The sequence below is a fragment of the uncultured Mucilaginibacter sp. genome (assembly GCF_913773635.1).
Classification (GTDB): Bacteria; Bacteroidota; Bacteroidia; order Sphingobacteriales; family Sphingobacteriaceae; genus Mucilaginibacter.
Genome location: NZ_CAJYGQ010000010.1, coordinates 103379 through 119949 on the forward strand (window position 1 = coordinate 103379; position 16571 = coordinate 119949).

Genomic DNA, 16571 nt, shown 5'->3' on the forward strand with positions numbered 1-16571 from the left:
TATTATTAAGATTGCAAGCCATTCTCTGTTAATTTGGGTTGACGATCCATTCGCCCCTAACAACGCTATTGATTTGCTTTAAATTTTTGATATCAAGTAAAGGGTTAGCGTTTAATATCACAACATCAGATTGTTTGCCTTTTGCAATACTTCCAGCCAATGCATCAGTTTTCATTACCTTGGCTGGAACTATTGTAGCACTGCGTATTGCTTGTACAGGGCTCATGCCTGCATTCACGTAATTATAAAGTTCATCGGCAATGGTCCCTTCATTATCGGTACCGGCTACTATGGGTACACCGTAATCAAACAGTAACTTCACTATCTTACTGTAATAGGGCAGTTTTACGTCTCCGGTTAAATTATAAACATTTAAGGTTGGGTCTACGTATATTTTTTTAGACAACAAGGTTTCAAGGATGGCTTTATTATCCTCTTTTAAGTTGCCACCCCACTTAAGGCTATTCATAAAATAGTGAACATGACTTATGCTATTCATCCCATTATTGATAAATGAACTCAATGTATAGCCAAAAGGTAAGTGCCCAACTACCGGCATGTTATACTTAGCAGCTTCCTGAACAATTGTATTGAAGTCGTTTTTTTTAACGTAGGTGTACACTTTAATCTGGTCAAAACCGGCGTCATGATATCGCTTTATACCTTTTTCAATCTCCTGTTTATTGCCGGCATAAACCGTTCCTAAACTGTTTTCTGATTTCCCGTCTATCAACCCGGCACTATAAATATGCGGTAGAAAGCTATCCGCCGCATTTGCTTCCTTAAGCAGCAAAACAGAGTTGTCAAACTCATTGCCCATATCTCTAACAGAAGTAACGCCCGAGAGTAGCTCCTTTTTCAAATATTCAGGGTGAAATAGATGTGCATGCATATTCCACAATCCGGGTATAATGAACTTACCTGATGCGTCTATAAATTTTGCGTTAGCAGGGATCACCGATTTATCATACACGCCGACGTAGCTTATTTTTCCATCGATAGATACCAGTAGGCTATTGGTAATCATGTTCCCATCATTCTCCACATCGATAATGTTGCCACCTGTGATGGCTATAATCTTATGGTGCTGGGTTTTTAAGCTTTTGTTGCTTAAAATTGTATTTAGCAGAACGCTGTTGGATTTTTTATTTAAATCAGAAAAAAAGCGTTCGTATTTAGCGTCGATAACTTCTCTTTTGTCTCCTTCTGAGTCGCAGTAGCTCAAAAAAACAGCGTTATATTGATCATCCAGCCAAAGTAGTTCATCCAATCCGTTATTAATTTTATATAGGAATAATTCGCTTCCTTCAAGTTTGTTATTCTCAAAATCAATTAACTCAACACCAATTTTGGCACCTGTTAAAGCGTTGGTAATAAATTTCGGCTTGCCTTGTTGTTTCCAAAAATCAATCAATGATTTCCTCAATGCAATGGAGCCGTTGTTGGTTAGAGGAAAGGCATTTCTAACAGTAACGGTAGTATCTATACTTTCTGTTTTAAACCGAGATGTGTTACCTTTAGATGAGTATCTGATGCCGCCGGCTTTTAAGGATATACCTGCGCTTAGCTTCATTTCTGTACCTCGATCTTTAGTTTTAATCTGAGTGGAGAAATCAGTCAAGTCGCTTGGAGTGCCCAAGTGGACAACTTCATTACCAATGTTCCTTTCAAGCTTGTAAACGTTATACTGTTTTACTGATTGAGCTGTCGTTGTTAAAAATGAGACAATCAATGCTGTAGTAATTCTGAGGGCCAAAAGTCTGTTCTTCATCCTGATTAATTACTTCAATAATAAGTAAAAGAGTCAAACTCCTAAAAGTCGCATTGAAAAATGTGTAACAATGCTTGCGAAATTTGTCAACCAAGCAGGTTGTTCCACTTGATTAAACACATTACTATAAAAATGGTAATACAGACACTGAAAAGCTGCCGAAGAACGATGGATTTACCTTATTGCGCAAAAAGTAGTCATTGGCTTTTGAGTTTACTTCAAACTCGCGCGATTGAAGATTGGTTAAAAATCCAGCGTTCAGTCCAAAAATTAACTTTTTTGCAAAACGATATTCAATGCCGGGGCCGGTTTTAAGGTCAATAGTACTAAAGTTTCCGTCTTGTGGAATACCAGGCTGGTTGTGCCTGAAAAAGGCAATGGAACCTGATAATGATGTGCCTAATGTTGCCCATAACTTTGGTGAAAGCCCTTTGCGCAAGGTTAATTGCTGTGGCAAGTTTACGTTGAGCTCTAAGTCATCATTAAATTTACGCCAGTAGGTGAAAAAGGGCACAACGGGTACATTAATAGACGGATCAATATTAATGAAAAGGCCAACGCCGGTGCGCACCTTAGGCGTTTGCTTAAGCGAAAATATAATTGCGCCAAGGTAACTGAGCTTTTGTATTGAACTGGCCCTGCTGGTAAGGCCCGATATGCTGGCTGAATAGACAACTTGGTGCCCGAACAGTGAATCGACACGTAGGAAGGTACCGGTAAATCCAACCGTGAATTTGTTGAATACTTTGCCCTCCAAATCAGGCAAATTACTTTGATAAGGCATAATATTGGTCAAATGAAAACGCTGCTGAAAGGCACTTAAAGTAGTACTAATGCTGTTTTTACCCCATTGATGCACAGGTACGTTAAATAAGGCGCTCGTGCGCAACACCTGCATTCTGCCATCAAACGTTTTATTTCCGTGCACAAAATTTTCAATATTGCTTCCGGAAGTAACATCGGTGGTGATGGAAGCCTGCCTTAAAGCTGGATTACGTATGGCCGCTTCTGTAAGATAAATGTTCTTTATCGAATCCATCATACGTTTACGATAAGCATCGGCACGGCTTTGTGCAAACGCGCCATTTGTTAAAATAAAAAACAGGAGAATGTAGTTGTTGTAAATTTTCATGTGGTGGAGGTAGGGTTGAAATAAGACCGGAAAATGCAGGCATGGCAAGCCCCTGTGACCCTCAGGGCGGGCAGGTAAGCCTATAGTTACCTGCCTGCCTTTAGCCGGTCTTTGTTTATTTATTTGTTAAGTAAAGGGATTTTAAATTGCCGGATGAACGGAAGTTTGCTTTTTGGAGAAACGGCTTTTTAACTTCTCAATAATGAGATACATAGCCGGCACTACAAATAACGTTAAAATCATGGAACTTGTTAAGCCGCCAATAATTACCCAAGCCATGCCATTTTTTACTTCCGAGCCGGCACCACTTGCAATGGCTATAGGTAACATACCTAATATCATGGCCAAGGTGGTCATTAAAATAGGGCGCAGGCGTTCTTTACCTGCTTCAATCAGGGCATCAACCACGCTACGGCCTTCAGCTTTTAGCTGATTGGTAAAGTCAACAATGAGGATGGCATTTTTTGAAACTAAGCCCAGGAGCATAATTACGCCAATAATTGAAAATATGTTAAGCGTTTCCATTGACAATGCCAAAGCAAGCAATGCCCCGATAAGTGCAACCGGGATAGAGAAAAGAACTACAAACGGATATATGACACTTTCATACAAAGCCACCATAATGAGATAAACCAGTAGTATGGCAATAATCAGTGCTAACGCTAAGCTGCCAAAAGCATCAGCCTGGTTTTTTACGTCGCCCAGGTATTCAACAGTTATGCCTTCGGGTATTTTTATCTTTACGGCTTTCGCTTTAATATCGTTGGCCACGGTACCGGTAGGCCTGCCGGCCACGTTGGAATTTACTGTTATCGAACCCATCCTGTCGCTGCGTTGCAATACGCTTTCACCCAACCCTTCTTTAACTTCGGCAAACTGGCTTAGTACAAAGCTTTTGCCATCACTGTTTACAAAATTTAGATTGCGCACATCATTAATATTGGAACGATTGTATCGGTCAAGTCCAATCAAAATATCGTACTCATTGCCCGATTGTTTAAACTTACTTTGATCATTGCCGCTAAAGGCATTTTGCAAGGCTGCACCAACCTGACCCGCATTTATGCCAAGCAACGTCATTTTCTCGCGGTTGAGCTTCACCTCAACCTGCGGCTTGCGGTCTTTTACTGAAAGTTGCACAAACTGCGTTCCGGGTACGGTTGAAACCAGCTGCATGTATTGCTCGGCCACCGAGCGTACTGCATCTAAGTCAACACCTTTTATAGCAATTTGGATAGGTGCCTGGCTGGCATTACCAGTTATTGACGTTGGAGAGGCCGTGATTTTGGCGCCAGGTATGGCCTCGCTTAATTCACGTTGCATCATAATGCCAAATTCTTCAGAGGTGATGCTACGCTCTTTAGCGTCTTTAAGACTCACAGTAAGTTCAGCCCGGTTAGCGTTATTACCTGCTCCAACCACGCCTCCGCTCACAAAGCCAATGCTCGAAAATACCTTATCAACTTCAGGGCGGGCCATTATCTTCTTTTCTACCTGCTGCGTTAGCATATTGGTTTGGTATATTGATGCCGCTGGCTCAAGCTCGAGATTGATAAGTAGTTCGCCCTGATCTCCAGCCGGAATAAATGATGCACCGATAAAGCCTTTGGCAACCAGCATTAATGAGCCAATGATAAGTACAATAACGCCAAACAGTAACCAGCGTTTTTTGTGTAGCGCTGTTGCCAGCATTTTCCCGTAATGTTCTTTAATTACGTCAATAATATGTTCAAAGCCTAAATTTATTCTACCCCATAGTGTGTCTTTGCTCAAATGCTCTACGCGGCCAAAACGGCTGGCTAACATAGGCGTAATAGTAAATGATACGAACAAGCTCATCAAAGTAGAAAATACTACCACCAGTGAGAACTCGCGTAAAATGGCACCAATAATGCCGCCCGATAAGGCAAGCGGAAGGAACACTACAACATCCACCAGGGTAATAGCCATAGCAGTGAAACCAATTTCGCTCCGGCCTTCAATGGCAGCAGTACGGCGGTCCGAACCCATTTCGAGGTGACGATATATGTTTTCGAGCACTACAATTGAATCATCAACCAAAATACCTACAACTAACGACATCGCCATCAGCGTCATCAAGTTGAGCGAGAAGCCCATGAGCATCATTGCAATAAAAGTTGGTATGATAGAAGAGGGCAGGGCCACCATAACAAACATAGAGCTACGGAAGCTATGCAGGAAAGCTAACATAACCACACCAACTATTATCACAGCCAGCACAAGGTCTTCCATTACGGCATCGGCCGAGCGCAACGTATAAGTAGATTGATCACTTGATACGGTAAATTTTAAATTTTGGCTTTTATACTGCTGCTCAATGCGGGCAAAGCTTTCTTTTATGCCTTTACTTACGTTTACGGCGTTGGCGTCGGTTTGCTTAATAACCTGTATACCAATTGATGGTATACCGTTAATGTGGTTAATGGCTGTTTCTTTAGCAGTGGCATCAACTACCTCGGCAATGTCGCGCAGGTATACGCTGCCGCTTCCGGGACGTTGCTGCACAATTAAATTACGTATCTGATCTACCGACGCAACGTTAGCATCATATTGTATAGAAACCTGCTGCTCGCGTGTTTCAATGCTGCCCGCGGGGAATGACTGGTTTGCGTTTCTAACCGCCTCAGTTACCTGGGTAATGCTCAACCCATAAGCCTTAAGTTTACTTTGATCAATATTTACCTGTATTTCGCGTTCATCGCCGCCAATAATGTTTACCTGGCCTACACCACTTACGTTTTGTAATATTGGCCGTAATTGCAGGTCAACCATATCATATAAAGCCTTAGGCGCAAGGTTTGAGGTAACACCGGCTCTTATAACAGGAACCTCTTCTAAATTGATTTTATTAACCACCGGGCGGTCAATATCATCCGGCAAATCATTTTGAGCCTGATCGGCCTTGCGCTGTATATCGCGTTCGGCTTTGTCAATATCAACGCCGCTTTTAAGTTGCACCACAACCTGTGATACACCTTCTTGCGAAGTAGAGCTTAACTTATCCAAGCCTTCAACAGATGCAAAGGCATCTTCCAGTTTTTTAGTAACCGATGTTTCCACTTCGGCTGCCGAAGCACCGGGGTACACAGTACTTACCGATACCGTTGGAACCTCAATAGTAGGAAGGAGTTTATAATTGAGTTTGGTATAACTAAGTGCACCAAACAGTATAAGCACCGTAAATATAACAATGATCAGTAATGGCCGTTTAACGGCTACTTCAGCAATAGACATGGTTGCGTATTTTTATTTGTAAGCACGGCATGTGTTACTTTAACTTTAAAACCTGCCTGAACTAAAAGTATCAGTACAATCACGAACACAATCATAGCGTTTAGCCGGTTTTGTTGCATGCTGCCGTGCATTAGTGTAATTTTAATTAAGCTTACTTAGATACACTTACCTGGGTGCCATCTTTCAAATTAATTTGGCCGGAGGTTACCACCTGCTCGCCGGCGCTGAGGCCTGAGGTTACCTGTACCATAGTGCCCATTTCGGCACCGGTTTGAATAGTTCTGCGTTTGACTATGCCATTTTGTATGACGTAAACGGCAGCATCTTTTATACTCTCGGTAAGTGCCTCGCGCGGAATCACCAGCACCTGCTGACGAGTTTTCTTACTAAAATCAGCATATACAAAGGTGCCCGAACGCAAGATGGAACGCTGTGTGTTATCAACCAGTATTTCTACCAAGTAATTATGCGTAGCATCGGCCTGTGGACTAATAAAGCTTATATTACCGCCAAACACCTTACCCGGATATACCTCAGTTGTAATTTTTACTTTTTGCCCCTGCTCAACTTTGTAAACCTCAGCCTCGGTCAAGTAAACTTGTACTTTAGCTCTTGACAAATCAACAATGGTAGCTACCTCGCTACCCGCATTTACAAAAACACCTTGTTCAACGGGTTTTGATGAAATTATTCCGCTTGTGGGTGCCTTAATGGCGGCATCAGCCAGGTTTTTACGGCTTAGGTTAACCTGCGTTACGGCATCCATATAGTTTTGGCGTATATCATTCACCTTTTCTTGAGTGGCTGCTTTGCCTTGCAGTAGTTCTTTATAGGTATTTAAGTCGTTGCGCAATTTGGCGGCATTGCTTTCGGCTTTTTGCAGGTCCAGCCGGGCACTTTGATTATCAGTAACGGCCAATACCTGGCCTTTGCTTACACGGTCGCCCAGTTCAAAACGCACCTGTAGTAAATTGCCTCCGGTTACAGCAAGTGCTTTAGCCTCTTTAAATGGTGCAAGGCTACCGGTTTTCATAATATTTATTTCCTGTAACTGCTCTTTGGCAGTGGCTGCTTTAACCGGTATGCGTACATTGGTAACCTGTACAGGCTTATTCTTCTCGTCAAGTTTTTTTTTGTTAGATGCCAGTTTGTAAACTATTAAGGCAACAATGGCAATACCAACAAGGGTAATAATGTATTTAGTTTTCATTTGCTGAGTTATAGGGCAGAGTAAAAGGTTTTTAAGGTGCCGCCTGCTTTTTCAAGCTCTACTTTGGCAAGGTAAAATTGATATAGTGAGTTGAGATAATTGTTTTGAGCCTCTTTGAGTGAGTTTTGGGCATTTAGCCAGTCGGTGAGGTCAGTAGTACCCTTTTGGAACTGCAAATCTGTTGTGCTGAATACGGAACGAGCCAATTCAATATTGCGTTTGTTATTATCAACATTGGTTTGTTCTTTCAGCATTTTGGTACGGGCATTTTCGTATTGTAGCTGATATTTGCCTTCGTCGAGCTTAAGATTTTCCTGAGCGTTGAGCCGTTTAAATTTGGCCTGGTTGTACTGAGCACTGCGTTTAAAGAAATCAAAAATGGGAAAGCTCAGCTTTAGTCCAACTGCTGAATACGGAGTCATGGATGAAAACGATTGACTAAGGTTATCTCCAAATCCAATTGTACCATACCGGGCATAAGCAGTTAGCTTCGGTAATCCGCCGGCTTTTATACGGCTTTCATCTATTTCCAACAATTTGGCGTTAATTTCAGATATGCGATAGTCTGTACGGTTGTTTAAGGCGAACTGTGAAATATTTGCGGCCAAAGGTGCGGGTGTCTTATCAGCACTCATGCTTTCAACGGTAAGCACATCAGTAATAGGGTATCCCATTTCATACTTTAGCTGGTTTTCGGAAAGAGTAAGGTTACTCTCGGCCACCCGCATTTGTGATTCTGCGTTGTTCAAATCAACTGTCACTTTATCGAGGTCTTTTTGCAGGGCAACTCCCTTTTTTACTTTAAGCGCCGATATGTCTATCTGTTTCTGATAAGTCTCCCGGTTTATTTTGAGCAAAGCGAGTTGTTCACGGTAAACCATAATTTGATAATAGGCCGTACTGATGTTGTAGATAATGGCTTCATCATTTTGCTGTTGACTGAGTCCTGCCTGTTCAACGTTATACTTGTTTGCCTTCAAACCGTTAATCAGTGATTGATCATACAGCGTTTGATCGAGCTGTGCAACACCATTTGTGTTGAACTTTTTGGTAAACGCAACCCTAATATCATCCGGACCGAAAATACCGCCGGGAATTACTGTTTGCTGTACTTTTAAATTGTCATCAACCGTTCCGTTAAGGCTTATTTTAGGTAAATAATCTGCCAGTGCTTCTTTAGCCTGAGCATCAGCAATGCGTTTTTGATTAGCATATACCGCATTGCTGCGATGATTTTTTAAACCATATTCAATGCACGTTTTCAGATTCCAGGTTTGCTGGGCCATGAGTTTTAGCGGCATTAAAAAAATAATAGCTATTATTAATTTCCTGTTCATAACACAACGGCTGTTAAAACCGATGATACAAAACTATAATGCTCGCGTTTGCTTTTAGTTATTAAGTGCCTGAACCGTGCAAAATTGATAGCGAAATGTACCAATGCCAAGCTGAAATGTCACGCATGTTTTACAGCAATGGCTGTGTTTAAAGCCAAGTTTATTGCTCAATCCAGCGCAAAAAATCGTTGGCTTTAAGGCGGCTTACAATAATGGTTTCGGGCGTTGGGCAGGCGGTATGAACAACCAGCCTGCGGTTAAAGTAATGCTCAATGTTTTGTACCGTGTCACGGTTAATGATGAATTGACGGTTAGCTCTGAAAAAGTGCTGTGGGTTAAGCATGTTTTCGAGCTGCTCTATCGTATATTGAACGGTATACTGTTGCTTGTTGCCCATGTGTAGGCTCACTAACCCGTTAGCTGCATACACCAGGCATATATCAGTAACCTTTACCGGAATAATCTTTTCACGGTAATTTACCAATAGCGATTGTTTATACTGCCGGGTAAGTTGGCTTATGGCTTTTTCTAAATTATTCGCCGTACTGTAATGTCCCTTTATACGATCATATTTTTGCAGACTTTTTTCAACACGTTCTTCTTCTATGGGCTTAAGGAGGTAATCAATACTGTTTGACTCAAAAGCATCAATTGCATATTCATCAAACGCAGTACAAAAAATAACGGGCGAATTAATTTGTACCTCTTTAAATATTTCAAAGCTTAGGCCGTCACCCAGTTGAATGTCAGAAAAAATGAGCTCGGGTGCCGGATTGTTTTGTAGCCAGGCAGTTGCAGTACTAACTGATGGTAGTATGGCCAGCACGTTGATCGAATTATCAAGACTTACTAAGGTGGCCTTTAAATCGTTTGCGGTACGGGGTTCGTCTTCAATAATGATCACGTTCATGGGCTACAAGCGGTAGAGTTACAGTAAATACTTCGTTGCTTTTTTCTACTTTAATCTCTTTGTTAAATAAAAGCCTGAAACGGTCATTTATGTTTTGCAAGCCAAGTCCTGTACTTTCAACCGGAACTTTCTTAGGGCGATAGTTATTACTCACAACCAATTGTAGTTCGTTGTTTACTTCTATATTTAGCGTCAAAGGCTTATCGGGCGATAGTGCGTTGTGCTTAATTGCATTTTCAACCAGCAATTGCAATGACAAGGGGGGGATTTGATAGTTTAAATACTGCTCTGGTACGTTAATGTGAATATTAAGCGCGCTCTCAAACCGCTGATGAAGAATGTATAAATAGGAGCGTATAAAGGCCAGTTCTTCAGAAAGGCGTGATACCTGCCTGTCATTAAAGTTAAGCAGGTAGCGGTACACATGCGCCAATTGCACAACAAAGTTCTTAGTGTCGGCATCAGTAGCAATGGTTTTTAAAGTGCTAAGCGAATTAAACAAAAAGTGCGGACTGATTTGCTGTTGCAGTGAAATTAGTTGCGCCCTAAGATGCGCCTGCTTAAACTGTTCATTTTCAAGCTTGGTTTGCTGCAACTTGTCATTAGTATCAAGGTTGTTGTAAGAAATGTAGCATGCCATACTTAGAAAGAATGAACCTATCAGTCTGCGTACCAAATCAACGTAACCGTAACCCAAATGATTTTCGGGGAAAAAATAGCGTTCAGGGATGAAAAATGTTAATGTTGAGCCTACAACAAATGATGCTATTATACCACAAACTATACTAATGATGGATATTGCATAAGTTGTATATCCGGCAAACGTTCTTTGTTTAAAATAACCCTGAATAAACCAGCAACTTAGTATTGAAGTTGAAATGGAAAGCAGGTGTACAAAGTATTGGATCCAGTTGTGGGTAGAAAACAAACCAGGCCGCATAAGCAAGGTGCCTATGGCCAGTATGCCTATCATGGTGAAACACCACTTTAAATGGTATGCACGAAACATATATATAAAGATAAGCAGATTACAACTGCACCGGCAATTATTTGAGCCACATGTACAATAATCAAGTTGAAATGTACACAACCTACTTTAGGGCCTCTGAAAAAAAGGCGCCGGTTAACGCTGTTTAGTATGGCTTGCTACTGAAACCTGCTCAATTACAAGTTTGATTTTTGAGTCAAGTTCTTCCACAGTTTGTTCAAGATATGTAAACTCCGATTCGGAATTTTCAAACTTATTTTCTTTTATTAAGCTCATCAAACCTAATATGGTAGCTACAGGTCGGCGTAGTTCATGGGCTTGTAAAAAAGCTATGTGTTCGAGTGACTTGTGCTGCTCATGTACAATGTGTTCTTGCTTAACCCGTCTATTTACATCTGTGGTATTTATGGCTACGCCAATCACTTTTCCATCGGTATCAAAAGCCGGTTCAAATTTAACGATACGCCAGGCTTCTTCACCTTCGGTGCCTAAATTACGTTCGTCATAAATAGCAGTTCCTTTTAAAGCATGTAAATAATCCTGGTAAAACCTGCTTAAATTTGCCGGGTGCACATAATCGGCCATTGAAGCTCCTCTGGTTAAATTTTTACCGTAAGCTGCAAGTACATGACTTTCCCACGCACGATTAAAGGCAAGCACTTGAAAATTTAGCCCCAAAAGCAAATGATGATCTATTGTGCTTTCAAAAAAGGCCCTTAATTCAATTTCAGATTGTTTGGCAATAATATATTGCGATCGTAATATTTGTAAGCTCATGTCAAATTCAAGTAATTGAATTACTTGTTTGGCCAGTGCTATGAGCATTTGCTTCTGTAGTTCAGATAGCTTATTCATTGCCGTATCAATAACACACAAACTGCCCAAACTCATACCATCTTGTGTTGTCAACGGTGCACCTGCGTAATAACGGATATCGGGCTTACCTATTACTAAAGGGTTGCGGTTAAACCTTTCATCCGTAAGCGCATTTTGAACCTCAAAAAATGATTCTGAACTTACAACGTGATCACAAAATGCGTCAACACGTTTGGTGTTGTCTAATTGGATGCCGGTTTTAAACATAACGTTCTGTGTGTCGGCATCTAAAAATGTTATAAGTGCTGCGTTAGTGCCACAAACTTTGGCAGCCAATTCAACAATTTCCTGCAATTCCGTTTCCTTGCTAATTTCAAGTTTTAAAAAGCGGTTAACTGCCTTAATCCTCTCCAATTCCCTTAAAGGCATCTTAATAATATTATGATTATAACTTACGAAAAAGTAATCCGGAAGGTTGCAGTAGCATACTAATAATACTACACTTTTTTTCAAGATTGCACACTATCGTATAAACCTATGTGATATTTTGCTTTAACTTTATTGAAAGTGTTTCGTGATTTTAAGTCACTTTTAAGGTCTATAATTATTAGGTTAAAACTATTTAATTGTATTTTCATTTGAGTTAATAAAATATGGTAAGAAAATTGTACAGAGACTTCTCGAATCTTTTTAAGATAGAACAGATAATCTTAAGTTTTTAAAAACATTGCTTCTAGTGAATTACCTATATGTCAAACGTAATATTGATTTGTGACGACGATGCCGGCATTTTGAATATGCTTAATGTAATGCTTGATTATGAAGGCTACGATGTTGTAGCAGTCGACGACAGTTCGGAAATAAAGGGTCTGATTGAACAACGGTTACCAGACATAATCATTATTGACCTTTGGATGCCAACTGTATCAGGTTATGATGCCATTAAAGCCATAAAAGCTAATCCTGATACATCCAGAATCCCAATAGTCGCCATCTCTGCGAGTCCTGATGGACGTAATATAGCAATGGAGGCAGGGGCGAATGAGTTTATAACAAAGCCATTTGATATCTACGATTTAATAGATGTAGTCAACAGATTATTGGTTGCTGCATAAAGTAGCTTATCAAATAGCTGTAGCAAGGGACATAAAAAATAAAAGCGGAACTAGGTCCGCTTTTATTTTACTGCAATTAATTAAAATCTACAGATGTAGATTTTTTTGAGCATTTTTTGAAAACTACTATTTAATCATGCCTGTCTTATCAGCAGCAAAGCGTTTGTCAATCATCGAGCTCATTTCTTCTAAATGAAAACGTGTTAACTTATTGAGTGAGTTGCTTTTCAATTTTTGTTTGAACAAGCTGTTTAATTGCTTTAGTTCATCTTTTAAAATTGCATTTATATCTGTTATAGTAAAGTGATAGGTATTGCTCGGAAATATTGTGCTCATTTCATTAGGCAAAAACGCCTGCTCACATACCCTATATACAAAAAGCTTTTGCATAGTACGACGGTAAACATCAACATTGCGACCGGCATAAACTTCCTCAAAAATGCCTTTGTTCAAATCGTTGAAAAGTTCATTTACAGTATAACCTTTGCCTTTGCCCTCTATTTCGTTTGTGTACAGATTGCTGAGGCGCATACGCGTTATTAACGGATACAAAACGCTTTCCTGAAGCTTACTTAGCTCTATTGGGAAGATTTCAGAAAACGATGATTGAAAGTCAGAAGCGTTAAGCCATGTTGGTGTTTTGAAAACCTGCTTATTCAAAAATGCAACAGCCTGCTTTTGACGCCAACGCGGTACGGGTTGGTAACTTGGTAAACGCTCGCTATTTAAACGGATGGTATGATAGGTGCCGCCAACATTTTTTAAAACGTGACCGGCATACATACCCATTTGACTCCATATACCAGCATAAGCATTTAAGCGGTCTGACTGATCTTCATATGGTTTATTAACCCAATTACCCAACTGTGGCATAATACGCTTAAGGTTTTTGATACCATACTCACTTGCTAAAACTGAGTTATCCCCTAAATCCTCGTTTTGAGCACGCGGATCAAACGGTTCCATTTCATTACCAAACCATAAGCGGTGGTTTTTGGCTAAAGAATCGGTCACCACTTTAACCATCGCTTTGTTTTCTGCTATTTCGTTAGCAAACTCAGGTCGCCAGGTGTAACCAAACTTAACTGCCCATTTATCATAATCGCCAATACGCGGGAAGATTCCCTTTTCGCCAATATGATCTTCGGGTTGTGCAACGTAGTTAAACCTTGCATAATCCATAATAGATGGCGTATGGCCATGCGCCTCAACCCATTCTTTCTTGCGAAGATTTTCAACAGGAACAGTTGAGCTTGAGCCAAAGTTGTGGAGTAAGCCAAGTGCGTGGCCCACTTCGTGAGATGATACAAAACGGATTAGTGAACCCATCAGCTTTTCATCTAACTCAGGTTTGCGCGCCCGTGGATCAACAGCACCGGCTTGTGTACGGTACCATTGCTCTAATACCGACATTACATTGTGATACCAGAAAATATGACTTTCAATAATCTCACCGCTGCGTGGATCGGCAATGCTTGGGCCCATGGCGTTGGCTATTACAGAAGGCCTGTAAATTATAGCCGAGTGATTAGCGTCGTCAATACTCCAGGTACTGTCCTGAGCTTTTGTGGGCGCTTCTTTTGCCATAATAGCATTTTTAAAACCCGCTGCTTCAAATGCCTTTTGCCAGTCATTTACACCCTGAATTAAATATGGTACCCATTTGCGCGGGGTAACGGGGTCGATATAAAATACAATTGGCTTTTCAGGTTCAACAAGTTCTCCGCGTTTGTATTTTTCTTCATCACCAGCTTTTGGATTTAAGCGCCATCTGTTGATGTAAGTGGTATTGGCTACTCCTTGTGGCTTAATATCAAAATCACGTGTTGATGTGGTGAAGTAACCTACGCGTTCATCCTGCAGGCGCGGCCTCATTGGCTGAACCGGCAATAGTACCATTGACGTATTTAGCTCAACCGTGTAACTTGAGTTGGTTGGGTTCATTCCGGCCGAATATGTCTTTACCGTATGAATTTCAACGTTGGTAGGGAAGGTGTGGATATAATCTATATAGCTTTTATCATTTTGCTGCCCACCCATACCTGCTTTGTCTTTGTACTGTTTTCTTTGAAAGTACAGCACATCATTATCGGAGTTCAAAAGCTCGGTTACTTCAACAAGTATGGCAGATGAATCGGGCTTGTATGATACCAACGGAAACGAGGCTACAATGGTGCTCACGTTGTTTTTAACAACGCTTGCGTACATAGTTGCTGTACTATCTTTTGCATTCTCCCTGAACGAGCGACGGCGTAAAAGCAGTTTATTATCAGGTGCTCTTTCAAAAGCGTAAACGCTTTCGCCAATTTGGTCGCCAGCGTAACCCATGCTACCATTGCGCATATCTGATGATGCCTTTGAAATACGGCTCACCGTTAAAATATCCCTGCCAAATATGCTTTTAGGTATTTCAAAGTAGTACTTGTTATCTGTTTTGTGAACAGTGATAAAGCCCTGGCTAGTTTTAGTGTTTTTAGTTACTATGGAAGCGTACGGTTTAAGGGCGTTGGCTTTTTTCAAGCTGTCGGCCCGGCGTTGTGCCGGGTCAACCGCCACTGCCGGCTTAACCGGAGCTTTCTTTTTATGCAATAGTTTACATGCGGGTGTAAGCATTGCAGCGCTTGCGGCACAAGCAATAAGAAAGTTACTCTTTCTAAAATTCATGGTATATTATTATCTCGGGTTTTGTATAATTTCTGGGTTTAAAGCAATATATTTTTCGGCGATAGGGAAGGTGTAGCGATTGCTGCCTGGTGCCAGCGTGTACGTTGCATCTTTAAACTTACGTGTAACTGTTTGTATCAAGCCGTTATCTTTACTTAAACGGCGCTGATCAAACCAGCGGTAGCCTCTTCCCATAAATTCACGGCCACGTTCGTCAATTACAATACGAAGCGCATTATTTGCATCAGTTGCAGCAAGGTTATAATATTCAGCTGGTTTGAAACGTTTTTTGCGCAGGTTGTTAACCATTTCCATGGCCGCACTCGTATTTCCTGCACGGGCTTCACACTCTGCTTTAATCAGCATCATTTCGGGCACGCCCGGTCCTATGTAAGTGCCCTCTAAAAAATATTGCGATCTGGTAAGACCACGGCCTACAGTAAAATTAGACCCTCTAACCAACGCTGCTGGAGCTGTAAAAACACTGTATCTTAAATCTTTGGTATCATATAAATTTAAAGCAGCTTGTTGAAGCGGAACTACAGTAACTGTTTGAGCGGTACGTTTGAAAAACATTTCTTCAGGGTTCTGAAGTTTAAGAGGCCAGGTTGTTGTATAAGCGTTATAATCAAGCAAAGTATTCCTTAATGCTAATGCCATCTCAGCATAACGTTTAGCTTCGCCAAACTCACGGGTGTTTAAGTAATACCTTGCAAGCAATGAATACACAGCCAACTTTGAAGGGTTAACATTAAAAGTGGCAACTTCAGGCAGCAATGGCAAAGCCTCAGTTAAGTCAGATTTTACCTGGTCATAAACGCGTTGTACTGTTGCGCGGCTTAAACTGGCATACAAATCGGGTGTGAGTAACAAAGGCACACCCAAATCACTATTAGCTGTGGCTGCATCATATTGTTTACCATACAAATTCACCAGAGTGAAGTATGCATATGCCCTGTGAACTAGTGCGCTTGCCTTTATTACAGCTTTTTGGGCATCGGTACCGCCTTCGCTTTTATCAACACCTGTAATTACTGTATTGTAGGTGTTCATAACTTTATAAAGCGTACTCCAGTCAGCATCTTCTTCAGTTGGGCCCCAAATACGTTCGGCCCAAGTGTATGCATTTACTGGTGGCTGGTAGGAGAAACGAGGATACCAGGTTGGGTCATCCACGCCAAAATCATCAGCTGCATAAACCGGGTAAGTATAACCCGGTTCAATGGTGGATCCATAGTTAAGTAGCGCACTGTAATCTGTTGTGTATTTTAAAGCCCTTACCTGACTTGGCGGAATCTCTACATACTTACGGCATGCGCTAACCATTATTAGCAGGCAAGCAATGATAGCTAAACTTGCTTTAGACATGATTT

11 protein-coding genes are annotated in these 16571 nt (G+C 41.0%); 1 reads left to right on the top strand and 10 read right to left on the bottom strand.

The annotated features are described in order from the left end of the window. Positions 1-28: 28 nt before the first annotated feature. The 8 genes from QZ407_RS12690 to QZ407_RS12725 all read right to left on the bottom strand — a co-directional run bounded on the left by QZ407_RS12690 (position 29) and on the right by QZ407_RS12725 (position 11848). Positions 29-1771 (bottom strand): amidohydrolase family protein, encoded by a 1743-nt coding sequence (locus QZ407_RS12690; protein WP_295771650.1) that lies wholly within the window; start codon positions 1769-1771, stop codon positions 29-31. A 124-nt stretch (positions 1772-1895) separates the two neighbouring features. Further along, positions 1896-2903, bottom strand: coding sequence for a DUF6268 family outer membrane beta-barrel protein (locus QZ407_RS12695; RefSeq protein ID WP_295771652.1), 1008 nt, complete (start codon positions 2901-2903; stop codon positions 1896-1898). Between the two features lie 141 nt (positions 2904-3044). Beyond that, a complete protein-coding gene (locus QZ407_RS12700; protein ID WP_295771654.1) occupies positions 3045-6158 on the bottom strand; it encodes an efflux RND transporter permease subunit in 3114 nt (1037 codons plus the stop codon). Positions 6159-6309: 151 nt separating this feature from the next. Further along, entirely contained in the window at positions 6310-7368 is a 1059-nt protein-coding gene (locus QZ407_RS12705; protein ID WP_295771655.1) for an efflux RND transporter periplasmic adaptor subunit, read from the bottom strand. Positions 7369-7376: 8 nt separating this feature from the next. Then, on the bottom strand, positions 7377-8705 hold the full coding sequence (locus QZ407_RS12710) for a TolC family protein (RefSeq protein WP_295771657.1): 1329 nt from the start codon (positions 8703-8705) through the stop codon (positions 7377-7379). Between the two features lie 160 nt (positions 8706-8865). Next, complete coding sequence (locus QZ407_RS12715) at positions 8866-9615, bottom strand: LytTR family DNA-binding domain-containing protein (protein WP_295771659.1); 750 nt, start codon at positions 9613-9615, stop codon at positions 8866-8868. Further along, positions 9596-10624 carry a histidine kinase gene (locus QZ407_RS12720; protein ID WP_295771661.1) on the bottom strand — a complete coding sequence of 343 codons (1029 nt, stop codon included), beginning with the start codon at positions 10622-10624 and terminating at the stop codon, positions 9596-9598. The genes QZ407_RS12715 and QZ407_RS12720 overlap by 20 nt, the downstream gene beginning before the upstream one ends. Positions 10625-10738: 114 nt before the next feature. Continuing rightward, complete coding sequence (locus QZ407_RS12725; RefSeq protein WP_295771663.1) at positions 10739-11848, bottom strand: GAF domain-containing protein; 1110 nt, start codon at positions 11846-11848, stop codon at positions 10739-10741. Positions 11849-12168: 320 nt separating this feature from the next. On the opposite strand from QZ407_RS12725, the gene QZ407_RS12730 reads away from it, so the two are divergent. Further along, positions 12169-12534, top strand: a complete 366-nt coding sequence (locus QZ407_RS12730; protein ID WP_295771665.1) for a response regulator — start codon at positions 12169-12171, stop codon at positions 12532-12534. A 126-nt stretch (positions 12535-12660) separates the two neighbouring features. Here the strand turns inward: QZ407_RS12730 and QZ407_RS12735 are convergent, their stop codons facing one another. Both QZ407_RS12735 and QZ407_RS12740 read right to left on the bottom strand, forming a co-directional pair. Further along, a complete protein-coding gene (locus tag QZ407_RS12735) occupies positions 12661-15198 on the bottom strand; it encodes a zinc-dependent metalloprotease (RefSeq protein WP_295771667.1) in 2538 nt (845 codons plus the stop codon). Positions 15199-15207: 9 nt separating this feature from the next. Further along, a complete protein-coding gene (locus tag QZ407_RS12740) occupies positions 15208-16566 on the bottom strand; it encodes a RagB/SusD family nutrient uptake outer membrane protein (protein WP_295771669.1) in 1359 nt (452 codons plus the stop codon). Between the last annotated feature and the right edge of the window lie 5 nt (positions 16567-16571).